This window comes from Pseudomonas sp. T1.Ur, assembly GCF_023516725.1.
Taxonomy (GTDB): domain Bacteria; phylum Pseudomonadota; class Gammaproteobacteria; order Pseudomonadales; family Pseudomonadaceae; genus Aquipseudomonas; species Aquipseudomonas alvandae.
This window is the reverse complement of the sequence record NZ_JAMGSN010000001.1, coordinates 3,019,369-3,034,571: the sequence shown is the minus strand read 5'-3', so window position 1 is coordinate 3,034,571 and position 15,203 is coordinate 3,019,369. Positions and strand designations below refer to the sequence as shown.

General features: G+C 61.4%; 14 protein-coding genes. 6 read left to right on the top strand and 8 right to left on the bottom strand.

The features are described from left to right. Window position 1 precedes the first annotated feature (1 nt). From M8Q45_RS13385 to gloB, 5 genes are all read right to left on the bottom strand, one after another. Window positions 2-1,075, bottom strand: coding sequence for a microcin C ABC transporter permease YejB (locus M8Q45_RS13385; protein ID WP_030142635.1), 1,074 nt, complete (start codon window positions 1,073-1,075; stop codon window positions 2-4). Between the two features lie 4 nt (window positions 1,076-1,079). Then, window positions 1,080-2,933, bottom strand: coding sequence for an extracellular solute-binding protein (locus tag M8Q45_RS13380; protein ID WP_249875146.1), 1,854 nt, complete (start codon window positions 2,931-2,933; stop codon window positions 1,080-1,082). Continuing rightward, window positions 2,930-4,762, bottom strand: a complete 1,833-nt coding sequence (locus tag M8Q45_RS13375) for an extracellular solute-binding protein (RefSeq protein WP_283939040.1) — start codon at window positions 4,760-4,762, stop codon at window positions 2,930-2,932. Before M8Q45_RS13375 ends, M8Q45_RS13380 begins: the two co-directional genes overlap by 4 nt. 222 nt (window positions 4,763-4,984) lie before the next feature. Next, on the bottom strand, window positions 4,985-6,433 hold the full coding sequence (locus M8Q45_RS13370; RefSeq protein ID WP_249875145.1) for a transglycosylase SLT domain-containing protein: 1,449 nt from the start codon (window positions 6,431-6,433) through the stop codon (window positions 4,985-4,987). Between the two features lie 99 nt (window positions 6,434-6,532). Next, window positions 6,533-7,300, bottom strand: coding sequence for a hydroxyacylglutathione hydrolase (gene gloB / locus M8Q45_RS13365; protein ID WP_249875144.1), 768 nt, complete (start codon window positions 7,298-7,300; stop codon window positions 6,533-6,535). A gap of 65 nt (window positions 7,301-7,365) precedes the next feature. Here gloB and M8Q45_RS13360 point away from each other — a divergent pair, with 65 nt between their 5' ends. The 4 genes from M8Q45_RS13360 (at window position 7,366) to M8Q45_RS13345 (ending at window position 10,647) form a co-directional block, all read left to right on the top strand. Continuing rightward, window positions 7,366-8,124 (top strand): class I SAM-dependent methyltransferase, encoded by a 759-nt coding sequence (locus tag M8Q45_RS13360; protein WP_030142630.1) that lies wholly within the window; start codon window positions 7,366-7,368, stop codon window positions 8,122-8,124. A gap of 92 nt (window positions 8,125-8,216) precedes the next feature. Beyond that, window positions 8,217-8,669, top strand: coding sequence for a ribonuclease HI (gene rnhA / locus M8Q45_RS13355; protein ID WP_030142629.1), 453 nt, complete (start codon window positions 8,217-8,219; stop codon window positions 8,667-8,669). A 300-nt stretch (window positions 8,670-8,969) separates the two neighbouring features. Next, the gene (gene dnaQ / locus M8Q45_RS13350) at window positions 8,970-9,734 is read left to right on the top strand and encodes a DNA polymerase III subunit epsilon (protein ID WP_249875143.1); all 765 of its coding nucleotides are present in this window, start codon (window positions 8,970-8,972) and stop codon (window positions 9,732-9,734) included. 298 nt (window positions 9,735-10,032) lie between these two features. Further along, window positions 10,033-10,647: a GNAT family N-acetyltransferase gene (locus M8Q45_RS13345; protein WP_249875142.1), complete on the top strand. Its 615-nt coding sequence runs from the start codon at window positions 10,033-10,035 to the stop codon at window positions 10,645-10,647. On the opposite strand, the gene M8Q45_RS13340 is transcribed toward M8Q45_RS13345, so the two are convergent. Beyond that, on the bottom strand, window positions 10,613-11,506 hold the full coding sequence (locus tag M8Q45_RS13340; RefSeq protein WP_249875141.1) for a LysR substrate-binding domain-containing protein: 894 nt from the start codon (window positions 11,504-11,506) through the stop codon (window positions 10,613-10,615). The genes M8Q45_RS13345 and M8Q45_RS13340 overlap by 35 nt on opposite strands. An 85-nt stretch (window positions 11,507-11,591) precedes the next feature. Further along, complete coding sequence (locus M8Q45_RS13335) at window positions 11,592-11,852, bottom strand: hypothetical protein (protein ID WP_249875140.1); 261 nt, start codon at window positions 11,850-11,852, stop codon at window positions 11,592-11,594. A 187-nt stretch (window positions 11,853-12,039) separates the two neighbouring features. Between M8Q45_RS13335 and M8Q45_RS13330 the strand changes: the two genes are divergently transcribed. Both M8Q45_RS13330 and M8Q45_RS13325 read left to right on the top strand, forming a co-directional pair. Next, the gene (locus M8Q45_RS13330) at window positions 12,040-12,597 is read left to right on the top strand and encodes an NADPH-dependent FMN reductase (RefSeq protein WP_249875139.1); all 558 of its coding nucleotides are present in this window, start codon (window positions 12,040-12,042) and stop codon (window positions 12,595-12,597) included. A gap of 205 nt (window positions 12,598-12,802) precedes the next feature. Beyond that, window positions 12,803-14,086, top strand: coding sequence for an arsenic transporter (locus M8Q45_RS13325; RefSeq protein WP_249875138.1), 1,284 nt, complete (start codon window positions 12,803-12,805; stop codon window positions 14,084-14,086). 114 nt (window positions 14,087-14,200) lie between these two features. Here M8Q45_RS13325 and M8Q45_RS13320 read toward each other — a convergent pair whose 3' ends face one another. Beyond that, a complete protein-coding gene (locus M8Q45_RS13320; protein WP_249875137.1) occupies window positions 14,201-15,151 on the bottom strand; it encodes a DUF1853 family protein in 951 nt (316 codons plus the stop codon). Window positions 15,152-15,203: the final 52 nt, after the last annotated feature.

The window sequence follows — 15,203 nt, the reverse complement described above, 5'->3', positions numbered from 1 at the left end:
CTCAATGCTCCCGGCTTTCGAAGTCGATGCGCGGATCGACAAGGGTGTAGGTCAGGTCGCCGATCAGCTTCACCACCAGCCCCAGCAGGGTGAAGATGAACAGGGTGCCGAACACCACCGGGTAGTCGCGGTTGATGGCCGCTTCGAAACTCATCAGGCCGAGGCCGTCGAGGGAGAAAATCACTTCCACCAGCAGCGAGCCGGTGAAGAAAATCCCGATGAACGCCGAGGGGAACCCGGCGATCACCAGCAGCATCGCGTTGCGAAACACATGGCCATAGAGCACCCGGTTGCGCGTGAGGCCCTTGGCCTTGGCTGTGACCACGTACTGTTTGTTGATCTCATCGAGGAAGCTGTTCTTGGTCAGCAAGGTCATGGTGGCGAAGTTGCCGATCACCAGCGCTGTCACGGGCAACGCCAGGTGCCAGAAATAATCGAGGATCTTGCCGCCCAGGGTCAGCTCGTCGAAATTGTTGGAGGTCAGTCCTCGCAGGGGAAACCAGTCGAAATAGCTTCCCCCGGCAAACACCACGATCAGCAGGATGGCGAACAGGAACGACGGGATGGCGTAGCCGACAATGATCGCCGAGCTGGTCCACACATCAAAATGACTGCCGTGGCGCGTCGCCTTGGCGATCCCCAGTGGAATCGACACCAGGTACATGATCAGCGTGCTCCACAACCCGAGGGAGATGGACACCGGCATCTTTTCCTTGATCAGGTCGATGACCTTGGCGTCGCGGAAGAAACTGTCGCCGAAGTCCAGGTGGGCGTAGTTCTTGATCATGATCCACAGGCGTTCCGGGGCCGATTTGTCGAAGCCGTACATGCGCTCGATTTCCTTGACCAGTGCCGGGTCCAGGCCCTGGGCGCCACGGTAGGAGGAACCGGCCACCGACACCTCGGCGCCGCCGCCAGCGATGCGGCTGGTGGCGCCTTCGAAACCTTCGAGCTTGGCGATCATCTGCTCGACCGGCCCGCCGGGCGCGGCCTGGATGATCACGAAGTTGATCAACAGAATGCCGAACAGGGTCGGGATGATCAGCAGCAGTCGCCGAAAAATGTAAGCCAGCATGTTGTTACTCCACGCTCGCAGGGGCGGCGATTTGCTGCTCGATGACCTGCTTCTCTACTTCATCGGCCGGCTTGACCTCCGGCTTGACCCACCACGTGGTCGTGCCGATGTCATAGGTCGGCGTGATTTTCGGATGACCGATGTGGTTCCAGTAGGCGACGCGCCACGTCTTGATGTGCCAGTTGGGAATTACGTAGTAGCCCCACTGCAACACCCGGTCGAGTGCCCGGGCGTTTGCCACCAGGCTCTGGCGTGAGTCGGCGTTGATCAGTTGCTCCACCAACCGGTCGACGGCGGGGTCTTTCAGGCCCATGGTGTTTCGGCTGCCAGGCTTGTCGGCCGCGGCGGACATCCAGAATTCGCGCTGTTCGTTCCCCGGCGAACTGGACTGCGGGAAGCTGCCCACTACCAGGTCGAAATCCCGGGAACGCACGCGGTTGATGTACTGGGATACATCGACGCGGCGGATCACCAGGTCGATGCCCAAGTCACTCAGGTTGCGCTTGAACGGCAGCAAGACCCGCTCGAAGTCGGTCTGGGCCAGCAGGAACTCGAGCACCACGGGCTTGCCTTGGGCATCGACCATCTTGTCGTCGACGATGCGCCAGCCGGCTTCTTGCAGCAGTTGATAGGCCTTGCGCTGTTGGTCGCGGATCATACCGCTGCCGTCGCAGATCGGAGCCTGGAAGGCTTCAGTGAACACCTGCTCGGGAATCTTGCCGCGCAGGGGTTCGAGAATCTTCAGTTCATCTTCGCCAGGCAGGCCGGTGGCGGCCATCTCGGAATTTTCGAAATAACTGCGGGTGCGGGCGTAGGCCCCGTTGAACAGTTGCTTGTTGGTCCATTCGAAGTCAAACAGCAGGCTCAGGGCCTTGCGCACCCGTATGTCCTGGAAGACCGGCCGGCGCAGGTTGTAAATAAAACCCTGCATGCCGGTAGGATTGCCGTTGGGGATCTGTTCCTTTATCAGCCGGCCTTCGGTCACGGCCGGGATGTTGTAGGCGTTGGCCCAGTTCTTGGCAGTCATTTCCAGCCAGTAGTCGAACTGCCCGGCTTTCAACGCCTCGACCGCCACGGTGTTGTCGCGGTAGTAGTCGGTGACCAGCACATCGAAATTGTAGAAGCCGCGATTGACCGGCAAGTCCTTGCCCCAGTAATCCTTGACCCGCTCGTAGCGGATCGAGCGTCCGGCCTTCACTTCGGCGACCCTGTACGGGCCGCTGCCCAGGGGGATTTCCAGGTTGCCCTTGCTGAAGTCGCGGCTGGCCCACCAATGCTTGGGCAATACAGGCAATTGGCCGAGGATCAACGGCAATTCACGGTTGTTGGTGTGCTTGAACTTGAACAGCACCTTGAGCGGGTCTTCGGCGATGACTTCGGCGACGTCGTTGTAATAGCCACGGAACATCGGCGCGCCGTCCTTGGTCAGCGTCTGGAAGCTGAATACCACGTCTTCGGCGCGCACCGGATGGCCGTCGTTGAAGCGGGCCTCGGGGCGCAGATAAAAACGTACCCAGGCGTTATCCGGGGCTTTCTCGATTTTTTCGGCGACCAAGCCATATTCTGTGAAGGGTTCGTCCAGGCCCTGCTTGGCCAGGGTGTCGTAGATCAGCCCGATGTCATCGGCCGGCACGCCTTTGCTGATGAACGGATTGAGGCTGTCGAAACCGCCAAAGCCACCCTGGCGGAACACGCCGCCCTTGGGCGCGTCCGGGTTGACGTAGTCGAAATGCTTGAAGTTGGCCGGGTACTTGGGGGGCTCGTTGTACAAAGTCACGGCGTGCTGCGGCGCGGCACAAGCCAACCCGGCGAATAGCAGGCTGCTGGCCTGCAGGAGCAGGGCGCGTAAAGGCTTCATTGATCTTTCTCCGAAGATTTCAGCCACCATGCGCTCAAGCCCAGGGTGTAGGGCGGCGTAGTGACGAAGGCGAACCGGTTGCGGTACGCCAGGCGATGATAATTGATATACCAGTTGGGGATGCAGTAATGCTGCCACAGCAGCACGCGGTCCAGGGCCTTGCCCGCCGCGACTTGTTCATCCCGGGTCTGGGCGGCGAGGAGCTTTTCCAGCAGGTGATCGACGACGGGGTTGGCAATGCCCGCGTAGTTCTTGCTGCCCTTGATCCCGACCTGGCTGGAGTGGAAATACTGCCACTGCTCAAGGCCTGGGCTGAGCGTCTGGTTCAGGGTCAGCAGGATCATGTCGAAATCGAACTGGTCCAGGCGCTGCTTGTATTGGGCGCGGTCCACTGTGCGCAGCCGGGCCTGGATGCCGATGCTGGCGAGGTTCTCGACGTAGGGTTGCAGGATGCGCTCCAGGTTCGGGTTCACCAGCAGGATCTCGAAGCGCAGGGGCTGGCCGTCGGCGTTCAGCAGGCGCTGGCCGTCGAGGGACCATCCGGCCTCCTTCAGCAGGGCGAGGGCCTTGCGCAAGGTTTCCCGGGGAATGCCGCGCCCGTCCGTCTGGGGCAGGCTGAACGGTTCGGTCAGCAAGCGCAGCGGCAGTTGTTCGCGATACGGCTTGAGCAGCAGCCATTCGTGGCCCACGGGCAGTCCCGTGGCGGAGAACTCGCTGTTGGGGTAGTAGCTGAGGGTGCGTTTGTAGGCGCCACTGAACAGGGTGCGGTTGGTCCACTCGAAATCGAACATCAGCCCCAGTGCTTCGCGCACCTTCACTTCGGCGAAGGTGCTGCGCCGGGTGTTCATGAACAGGCCTTGGGTCTGGGTCGGAATCTGATGGGGAATCTGCGCCTTGATCACCTCGCCACGGTCCACCGCCGGGAAGTCGTAGCCGTTGGCCCAGTTCTTGGCCTGGTGTTCGATGTAGATGTCGAATTCGCCGGCCTTGAAGGCTTCGAAGGCGACGTCGCTGTCGCGGTAGAACTCGACTTCCATTCGATCGAAATTGTACTTGCCGCGATTGACCGGCAGGTCCTTGCCCCAATAATCCTTGACCCGCTCGAACACCAACTGGCGACCTGGCTGCACTTTGGTGATGCGGTAAGGGCCGCTGCCCAGGGGCGGTTCGAAGGTGGTGGCCTTGAAATCGCGGTCTTTCCAGTAATGCTGCGGCAACACCGGCAGTTCACCCAGGCGCAGGATCAGCAGCGGATTGCCCGAGCGCTTGAAGACAAAACGGATTTTCAGCGGGCCGAGGACGTCGACTCGCAGCACTTCCTGGAGGTTGGTGCGGTATTGCGGATGGCCGTCCTTGAGCAGCGTCCGGTAGGAGAACGCCACGTCATAGGCGGTGATCGGCACGCCGTCGTGAAAGCGCGCTTCGGGCCGCAGGTTGAACACCACCCAGCTACGGTCCTCGCTGTACTCCACGGATTGGGCGATCAGGCCGTAGCTTGACGTCGGTTCGTCACCGGATGGCGCGTACTGGCCGGTGCCGACCATCAACGGTTCGTTCAGCTCATTGATGCCGTATTGCAGGAAGTTCGGCGTGGAAACCGGGCTGCTGCCCTTGAATGTGTAGGGATTGAGGGTATCAAAGGTGCCGAACGCCATGATCCGCAGCGTGCCGCCCTTGGGCGCTTGCGGGTTGACCCAGTCGAAGTGGGTGAACCTGGCCGGGTACTTGAGCGTGCCGAACTGCGCATAGCCATGGCTTTCGCTGATGGTGGCGCCGGCGGGGGAGCTCAAGGCCAGGCTGATCAGGAGCAGGAGGAGGGGACGTATCAAGTCTGGGATCCGATCCAGGCGGCTTGGGCTGTTATGGGCTGTACAGTAACAGCTTGTATCGGCAGGAAAAAGGCGGGGGTGTGTAGGAGCTGCCGAGCGAAGCGAGGCTGCGATCTTGACCCTGACGCTTGAATCTCAAGCGAAAGATCAAAGGATCAAGGGCCGAGATCAAAAGATCGCAGGCTTCGCCAGCTCCTACAGAGGCCAGCGGAGTCTCGATGATCAATGCGGGGAATAGACCGTCAGCATCTGCCCAGGCTTGAGCGCCTTGCCCATGCTGGGATTCCAGCGCTTGAGGTGCTGCATTTCGACGTTGAAGCGCTTGGCGACGACATACAGCGAGTCACCTTGCTTGACCTTGTATTGGGTCTGCTTCTTTTGCTTCTTGTCATTGACGGCCACTACGGTATTGATGCGCTTGCCCGTGGCCCTGGTCGGTTTGGTGTCCTGCATCACCAGGGTCTGCCCGACCTTGAGCTTGTTGCCGCTGAGCTTGTTCCAGCGCTGCAAGTCCTTGGTCTCGACGTTGTTGGCCTTGGCGATCTGGGCCAGGTTGTCGCCGCGCTTGACGCGGTAGGTGCGCCTGGCGCCTTCCACTTCGCTGTCATCGGCGGTCTCGAAGACCGGCTTGAGCGAGCGTGGACTGATCAATTCTTCCGGGCGCATGGTCGACAGGCTGGCAGTCAGCAGTTGCGCCTTGGAGGTTGGGACGAGCAGGTGCTGCGGGCCGTCGATGGTGGTGCGTTGCTTGAAGGCCGGGTTGAGCTGGAACAGCTCGTCTTCGTCGATGTTGGCGACAGCCGCGACCTTGGACAGGTCCATGCGCTGGTTGATCTCGACGACCTGGAAGTAGGGTTCGTTGGCGATCGGGTTGAGGTTCACGCCATACGCATCGGGGGCCATCACGACCTGGGACAGCGCCAGCAGCTTGGGCACGTAGGCCTGGGTTTCGCTGGGCAGCGGCAGGTTCCAGTAGTCGGTGGGAAGGCCAAGCTTCTCGTTGCGTTCGATGGCGCGGCTGACCGTGCCTTCGCCTGCGTTGTAGGCTGCCAGTGCCAGCAACCAGTCGCCGTTGAACATGTCGTGCAGGCGCGTCAGGTAGTCCATGGCGGCCGTGGTGGACGCGGTGATATCGCGGCGCCCGTCATAGAAGCGGGTCTGGCGCAGGTTGAAATAACGGCCGGTGGACGGGATGAATTGCCACAGGCCCACCGCGTTGGCCCGTGAGTAGGCCATGGGGTTGTAGGCGCTTTCGATCACCGGCAGCAGCGCCAGCTCCAGCGGCATGTTGCGTTCTTCGAGACGCTCGACGATGTAGTGGATGTACAGGCTGCCGCGCTCGCCAGCGTTTTCCAGGAAGGACGGGTTGCTGGCAAACCACAGGCGCTGTTGTTCGATGCGCGGGTTGACGCCGGCGGTTTCCTGGAGCTGAAAGCCTTGGCGCATGCGCTCCCAGACGTCCTGGGGCACCTGCGGGCTGGGTTTTTCATTGAGCCACACAGGTTTCTGCTTGGCTCGCGCGGCGATATTCGGCGTATGCGCGGCATCGGTCTGCGGCACCTGGCCGCTGCTCTGACAGCCCGCCAGCGTGGCGGACACAGCCACCGCGATGGCTTGAGCCAAGCGGGTCAATGTGTCTGACTGGACGGACCTACGGATAGATGACGACATTGGCTGGAAGTAAGTTCCGGGCAAAAATGTCGGCCGATTCTAGGAAGCGCACCCCAGCAGGTCAACCATTCAGAATTTTTGTATCAATCGATAGCTGCCTTAGAACTTATCTTTCCAGGCCCTCAAGGCCGCAAAAACCTCACTCGGCGTCTGGTTTCGCTGGCCGTTCCGTTCGTCTGCTTTTTGTTTAACGGATGTTTCAGACGTGCGCAAAAACGGATTGGTGAGTTTCTCCAGGGCGAGGGTCGAAGGCAGGGTCATGACGCCCTGGTTGCGTTGCTCGACGACTTTTTCCAGGCGGGCGGCGACGTCCGGATTGCCCGGCTCGACCGCGGCGGCAAACTTCAGGTTGCTCAAGGTATATTCATGGGTGCAATAAACGAGGGTATCTTCAGGCAGCGCGGCGAGTCGGCTGAGGGAATGGTGCATCTGCTCGGGCGTGCCCTCGAAGAGCCGGCCGCAACCGGCGGCGAACAGCGTGTCGCCGCAAAACAGCAGGCCGCGGTGGTAGTAGGCGATGTGGCCCAGCGTGTGCCCTGGCACGGCATGGACATCGAATTCCAGGCCGAGCACAGTGATGTTCGCGTTGTCGCTCAGGGCGATGTCCCGCGCCGGGATGTTTTCGCTGGCCGGGCCGAAGACCGTGGCGTTCGTTGCGCTTTTCAGCGATTCGACACCGCCGACATGATCATGATGGTGGTGGGTGACCAGGATGTCGCTCAGGGTCCATCCGGGATGGGCGTCGAGCCAGGCCCGCACGGGCGCGGCATCGCCGGGATCGACCACGGCGCAGCGTTGGGTCGTGTGGTCCTGTAACAACCAAATGTAGTTATCGGTAAACGCGGGCAGGGCACTGATCTGTATCATCGTGGAATTCGCCAAGCTTGAAACAAAGGCGCATCTTAGAACTTCCTGGCGCGTTGGAGAATGCAATGACCGATGAAGCGTTCGCTCAGGCTGATCCTGACTGGCTGGCATTGATCAGCTCCGCCCGTGAATGGCTGTCCGGCCCTGTCGGGCAATTTTTACTGGAAGAAGAACGGCGGATGCTCGAAGACGAGTTGGGCCGGTTCTTTGGTGGCTATCTCGTGCATTACGGCCCTTCGGCGCAAACACCGCCTTCGGCACCGCAGGTCCAGCGCAATGTGCGCCTGGGCGCTCCGTTGCCCGGGGTGGAGATCGTCTGCGAGGAGCAGGCCTGGCCGTTGAGTGAGCATGCCGCCGACGTGGTGGTCATGCAGCACGGCCTGGATTTTTGCCTGTCGCCCCATGGCTTGCTGCGAGAAGCCGCCAGCAGCGTGCGCCCCGGCGGGCATCTGCTGATCCTCGGCATCAACCCCTGGAGCAGTTGGGGGCTGCGCCACGTGTTCGCCAGCGACGCGTTGCGCCAGGCCCGTTGCATCTCGGCTTCGCGGGTCGGGGATTGGCTCAACCTGCTGGGCTTTGCGCTGGAGAAACGCCGCTTCGGGTGCTATCGTCCGCCGCTTGCGTCACCCAAGTGGCAGGCCCGCCTGGCCGGCTGGGAGCGCAGGGCCGGTGGCTGGCAGTTGTCCGGCGGCGGTTTTTATCTATTGGTGGCGCGCAAGATCGCAGTCGGGTTGCGCCCGGTGCGCCAGGCGCGACGCGAGCCGATGGGCAAGCTGATTCCCTTGCCGATGGCCAAGGTCAATCGGCGCCACATCGAGCCGTGACCCTTTTCCGCTGGTCCTGGCCTGCATCCTGTTGCGAGTGCTGAACGCTCCCCGGGCGGCAGGTCTTTGTATTTTTTTCTGGATAGATTGGCATGAGCGATAGCGTAGAACTCTTCACCGATGGCGCCTGCAAAGGCAACCCCGGTCCGGGCGGCTGGGGGGCCTTGCTGGTGTGCAAAGGCGTGGAAAAGGAGCTCTGGGGCGGCGAAGCCAACACCACCAACAACCGCATGGAGTTGATGGGGGCCATTCGGGGCCTCGAAGAGCTCAAGCGGCCATGCGATGTGCTGCTGGTGACCGACTCGCAATACGTGATGAAAGGCATCAACGAGTGGATGGCCAATTGGAAGAAACGCGGCTGGAAGACGGCGGCGAAGGAACCGGTAAAGAACGCCGACCTGTGGAAGCTGCTGGACGAGCAGGTCAATCGCCACAACGTCACCTGGAAATGGGTGCGCGGGCACATCGGCCACCACGGCAACGAGCGGGCCGACCAGTTGGCCAATCGCGGGGTGGATGAGGTGCGGGGCTACAAGCAGGCTTGACGCCCGTAGGAGCTGCCGAAGGCTGCGATCTTTTGATCTTTTGATCTTTTGATCTTTTGATCTTGATCTTGATCTTGATCTTGATCTTTCGCTTGAGACTCAAAGGGCACTGGAAAGATCGCAGCCTCGTTTCACTCGGCAGCTCCTACGCAGCTCCTACGCAGCTCCTACGCAGCTCCTACGGTGCAGCCGAGCGAGAGCAAGCTCCCTCGCCAAAAAAGCAGGGCTGCGGCTTATCCTTTATCCGAGCGTGCTAATATCCGCGCTTTTGCAAGACTGCCCGTTGAGAGCTGAACACTGATGGCCAACAGATCTGTAGTACTGGATACCGAAACCACCGGCATGCCGGTGACCGACGGTCACCGGATTATCGAAATCGGCTGTGTCGAGTTGATCGGTCGACGCCTGACCGGTCGCCATTTCCACGTTTACCTTCAACCGGACCGCGAAAGCGACGAGGGCGCCATCGGCGTGCACGGCATCACCAACGAATTCCTGGTGGGCAAGCCGCGTTTCGCCGAAGTGGCCGATGAGTTCTTCGAGTTCATCCAGGGCGCGCAGCTGATCATCCACAACGCGGCGTTCGACGTCGGGTTCATCAATAACGAATTTGCCCTGATGGGCCAGCATGACCGGGCCGATATCACCCGGCATTGCACCATCCTCGATACCCTGATGATGGCCCGGGAACGGCACCCGGGGCAGCGCAACAGCCTCGATGCCCTGTGCAAGCGCTACGGCGTCGACAACTCCGGCCGTGAATTGCACGGCGCCTTGCTCGATTCCGAGATCCTGGCCGACGTCTACCTGACCATGACCGGCGGCCAGACCAGCCTGTCCCTGGCGGGCAACGCCTCGGACGGCAACGGTACCGGTGAAGGGTCCGGCAACCAGGCCACGGAAATCCGTCGTCTGCCGGCAGACCGCAAGCCCGCCCGGATCATCCGCGCCAGCGAAAGCGACCTGGCCGAACATGCCGCACGTCTGGAAGCCATCGCCAAGTCCGCCGGCGCCCCGGCATTGTGGACGCAATTGGTCGAGGCGCAAGCCACCGCGCACGGATGAACCCCTGTTAGGCCATGTCGTTCCGTAGGAGCTGCCGAGCGGAGCGAGGCTGCGATCTTTCCCCTGGCAGTTGAGTCTCGAGTGAAAGATCAAAAGATCGCAGGCTTCACCAGCTCCTACAGGGGCCATCGCGAGCAAGGTTATCCATCGTTCATTTCTCGCCACAATCGCCACGACCTTCTAACCTGAGGTAACGGGCAGGCTACGGATCCCGCTTGATGTGTGATGATTTGAAAGACAAGGGCAATGGATGGCATTTCGCTGTTGGTTGCCTCAAGGAATGAGGACCTTCCCCAGCATGCAACCCGTCATGAATCCCAAGCACCCTGGCTTGTCGGTCCGCGTTGCCGATGACGGATTCGCCACCTATATCTGGGGCAGCGATTTCAGTTTCGACGTCAGCGCCTATGGCACGGCGCAGATCGGTCGGCCGGTAAGCCAGTGGCCGGTGACGCCCATCGTTCCGTATCGCAAGTGCTATGGCATCGATCCGGAAGAGTTCGCCAGCTTCCGCAATGCCCCGGAAAGTGAAATCTTCATGGCCTATCTGGACGACCAGCCCGTGGGGCATCTGGTGGTCAGTACCAATTGGAACGGTTACGCCCATATCGACGAGTTGGCGGTGCATGCCCCGGCGCGCCGGCATGGTGTGGCGAAGGCATTGCTGGACGTGGCGCTGTTCTGGAGTCGCAAGAAAAAACTCCCGGGCATCATGTTGGAAACACAGAACAACAACCTCGGTGCCTGCCGGCTCTATGAGCGCTGCGGCTATGTGCTGGGTGGCATCGATCACTTGCGCTATCGCGGCATTGATCGGCACACCGCCGAGGTGGCGTTGTTCTGGTACCGGTTGTTCGACGACCCACTGGGCATGACGATCAGTGGTTCAGCAACGCCTCGGCTTGTTCCTTGATCCGCTCCAGCAACGATTGGATCGTGGGTGTCGGCTCCGCGCCGTTCAGGCTCAGTGCGTAAAGGCAGATGGGTACCGCCGGTGACACCGGGCAGATATCCAGCCCGCTGCCCTTGGCCCCTGAGGCGGTGAACGGATCGACAATGGCGAGGCCTTCGCCGGCCTCGACCATCGCCCGCATCATCTGGTGCGTCTGCACGCGGATCTGGATCACCGGCGCGGGACGCAGTGCTGCCAGTTTATGGTCGAAGGCCGGGCTCAAGGGGTCGTGACCTTCGAGCCCCACCAGCGACTGGCCCGCCAGGTCCTGAAGCGAAATGTATTTTTGCCGCGGTTGCAGCCAGCCGTGAGGCGCCAGCAATTGCAATTTGCCTTGGGCGATCATCTGGCACTGGATGTCGGGATGTTCGGGGTCGTGCAGGCTCAGGCCCAAGTCGCTTTCGCGCAGCAACAGATGCTTGACGATGTCGCGGGTCGGCTGGCTGAGGAGCGTGCAAGGCGCATCTGGATGTCGCCGGCGCAAGGCGGCGACGCTCAGGGGCACCAGTTGTTGGGCCAATGGTGGCGTGCAAATGATGCGAAGGGGCGGCGCCTGGTAATGTTTCAGGCTACTCGCCAGCCGTTGTATCGGTTCGAGGGTGTCGTACAGCTGCGTGATGCCATCGCGCAACGCCAGGGTTTCGCGAGTCGCCTGCAATCGTCCACGCACGCTGGCGAACAGCATGAAGCCGAGCTGGGCTTCGGCATCGCGCAGGATCGACTCGACCTCGGCCACTGGCAATTGCAGCCATTCGGCCGCTGTGCCCAGGTGGCCAGTCTGCAACAGCGCCTGGATCACTTCGATGTGGCGTAAACGCATGCAAGAAGTCCGTATTAGGCAGGTAAGCCATTGAGTGGCTGAATCCTAACCCAATTGCGGGTGCGACTTCTGCTCATGCAGGCCGTTATAACGCGATCTGCGGTTCAACGTGTGCCTGCGGCTGCGGCGCTGTTTCCGGCTCGCGGATCAGTTGGACGCCGGACTGCACCAGGCGGAAAGTGTCCTCATCCAGCTTGTCGACGCGGTCGCCAATGGCCAGCTTATAGGTGATGACATCCTTGCCACTGCCGTCTTGCGACGGGTCTGATTCTTGGAATTCATGCACCGAATAGACGCGGCCTTCGGCGTCCCGTGCATGGAATTGTCCGACAAGTACTGCTGCCATTGCTTAGAACCTCTGGAAATAGATCACTCGATTTGCGGTTCTGTAGACCTTGGTCAAGTGCGGTAAGTTTTCCTACAAGAAAAAAATAGTCGGTGTGGCGGGTTTTCGACGTTCCACTGGTCCAATTGTCGTGCCGATCATCTATAACTACACGCTTCCCTTTAATCCGACAGTCGAGAAACTTCCCATGAGTCATGTCTACACAGTCGCCGTTTTAGTGGGCAGCCTGCGCAAGGCGTCAATCAACCGCAAGATTGCCCTTGCACTGGCCGAACTCGCACCGGCCCATCTGAAGCTGGAAATCGTCGAGATTGGCGAGTTGCCACTTTATAACGAAGACCTCGACGTCACGCCGCCGGCGGCCTATACCGCGTTTCGCCAGAAGGTGGGGGCCGCCGATGCGTTGTTGTTCGTGACCCCGGAGTACAACCGCTCGGTCCCGGCCCCCCTGAAAAACGCCATCGACGTCGGCTCGCGCCCCTATGGCCAGAGCTGCCTGAGCGGCAAACCGGGCGCGGTGATCAGTGCTTCACCGGGTGCCATGGGTGGCTTCGGCGCCAATCATCATCTGCGTCAGTCCCTGGTATTTCTCGACGTGCCCTGCATGCAGCAACCGGAAGCCTACCTGAGCGGCGCGGGGACGGCGTTCGACGAGGCGGGCAACCTGTCGGATTCGGTCAGGCCGTTTTTGCAGAAATTCATCGATGCCTATGGCAAGTGGGTCGAGCAACACAAGAAAGCCTGATACCACCGCAGCCCCGTGGCGAGGGAGCTTGCTCCCGCTGGGCCGCGAAGCGGCCCCCCCAACACTGTCTGCGTATCAGCACAAAACCCGGGGCCTGCTGCGCCCGAGGCGTCGGATCGGTCCAGCGGGAGCAAGCTCCCTCGCCACGCCCTGTTGCGTGGTTGTTGTTCCTTGTCTTTAGCATTCTCTTTTCAGGTTGTTATGCATGCTCGTCGCGTCATTGATTTTCCTGCTGACCATCACGCTGGTGATCTGGCAGCCCAAAGGCTTGGGTGTCGGCTGGAGCGCTACCCTCGGCGCATTGTTGGCGTTACTCAGCGGGGTGGTGCAGGTCGGTGACATTGCAGTGGTCTGGCAGATCATCTGGAACGCCACCGGTACGTTCGTCGCGCTGATCATCATCAGCCTGCTGCTGGACGAGGCCGGTTTCTTCGCTTGGGCGGCCCTGCATGTGGCGCGTTGGGGGCGGGGCAATGGACGCAAGCTTTTCGCCTTCATGGTGTTGCTTGGCGCCCTGGTGTCGGCGCTGTTCGCCAATGACGGGGCGGCGCTGATCCTGACACCCATCGTGATTTCCATGCTGCTGGCCCTGCGCTTTTCTCCAGCGGCCACGCTGGCGTTCGTGATGGGCGCCGGCTTCATCGCCGACACCGCCAGCCTGCCGCTGGTGGTGTCGAACCTGGTGAACATCGTCTCGGCGGACTTCTTCGGTATCGGCTTCAATCGCTATGCGTCGGTCATGGTGCCGGTGAACCTGGTCAGCGTGGCGGCCAGCCTGGCGATACTGCTGTGGGTGTTTCGTCGCGATATCCCGAGCGACTACGACCCCCATCAACTGGACGATCCGGCGACCGCGATCCACGACACCGCGACGTTTTATGCCGGCTGGGCGGTGTTGGTGATCCTCTTGCTGGGCTGCTTTGCCCTGGAACCGCTGGGGATTCCCATCAGCGCGATTTCAGCGGTGTGCGCGGCGTTGCTCCTCGCCGTGGCGGCACGCGGCCACAAGATTTCCACGCGCAAGGTGATGAAAGAAGCACCCTGGCAGATCGTGATTTTTTCCCTGGGCATGTATTTGGTGGTCTATGGCCTGCGCAACGCGGGCCTGACGGGCTACCTGGCCCACTGGCTCGACGGTTTTGCAGGCTATGGCGTGTGGGGCGCGGCCATGGGCACGGGGCTTCTGACCGCGCTTTTGTCCTCGGTGATGAACAATTTGCCGACGGTGCTGGTCGGCGCCTTGTCCATCGATGCCAGCCAGGCTACCGGGGTGGTCAAGGAGGCGATGGTCTACGCCAACGTCATTGGCAGCGACCTGGGCCCGAAAATCACCCCGATCGGCAGCCTGGCGACCTTGCTGTGGTTGCATGTGCTGGAACGCAAGGACATCCGCATCGGCTGGGGCTACTACTTCAAGGTCGGCATCGTGTTGACGGTGCCGGTGTTGCTGGTGACGTTGGCAGCGCTGGCTGTGCGGTTGTCGCTGTAGGAGCTGCCGAGCGAAGCGAGGCTGCGATCTTTCCCCTGGCACTTGAGTTCCAAGCGAAGGATAAAGATCGTCCGAACGCGGCCCGAGCCTTCGCCAGCTCCTACAGGGCGTGTGTCAGCCATTGCCCGGCACATCCGGCCAAAGGTCCGCCACCAGGAATGCCCGCTCGGCTTCTTCCCATTCGCCCTCGGCATTCTCGGTCAGGCGCACCATCAGTTGCGCCGGCGCCATTGGGTCGAGGGCGGTTCGCCAGGCGTCCAGTTGCGCCTCGGTCCACACCTGCTCCGCAGGGTAATGGGCCGGCGCGAGCCAGGCGGCGCGGGGCAGGGGTTGCCAGTGCCCAGGCGGTCGCTGGGCGACGAATCCGGACCAGTCGCGCTGATGCAGCCAACGGCCGCGCAAATGCCTGGGGTGCGCGCCGCTCGGTGGTTCGGCCTCGCCCGGCCAGGGGTAGAGCAGGTAGCCGCCGAGCCAAAGGTGGGAACGAAACGATTCGATGCCCAGCGCCGCCAAGGCCTCGCGGCTCTCTGGACGAGCGCAAATCGGCAGTTGGTGTTCGTGCAGGTGCGCCAGCTTGCGATCGAGTCGGTCATGGCAGCCGGGGCCGAGCCATTGCGCAGTGTCGAGCCCGTTGCCTTGCTGCGGGCCCAGGTACAGCTTGATCGCCAGCTCCAGGTGATGAACACCTTCGCCGTCACGCAGCAGCAAATCCAACTCCCCCAGCGTATGACCCTCGCGACGAATGGGCAGGTTCGCCGCGATCCATTGGATGCCCGGCGCGTGCTGCACGGCAAATTGCCACAACCTTTCGTAATACAGGCCCAGGCGCCGTGTCCGACCTTGGGACAGGCATTGCAGCAGCGGGTAGCTGTCGCGATCCAGTTGCCGCAGCCAGTGTTCCAGCCGGTGCGGCTGTTGCACCCAGTCGCTGCCCGCCAGGGGGTGACGCTGGGGCCAAGGGGTGTCGATGAGCATCGGCGGCGCGATGATCACCCACGCCAGGTCCCGCACTTCGGGATGGCGCAGGCGGCGGGGCAGGTCGAGCAATTCAGGAAACAGGATCATGTTGCGAGCATAGCCGTTGCGCTGGAGGCTTAAAGAATTTTGTCTACGGAGC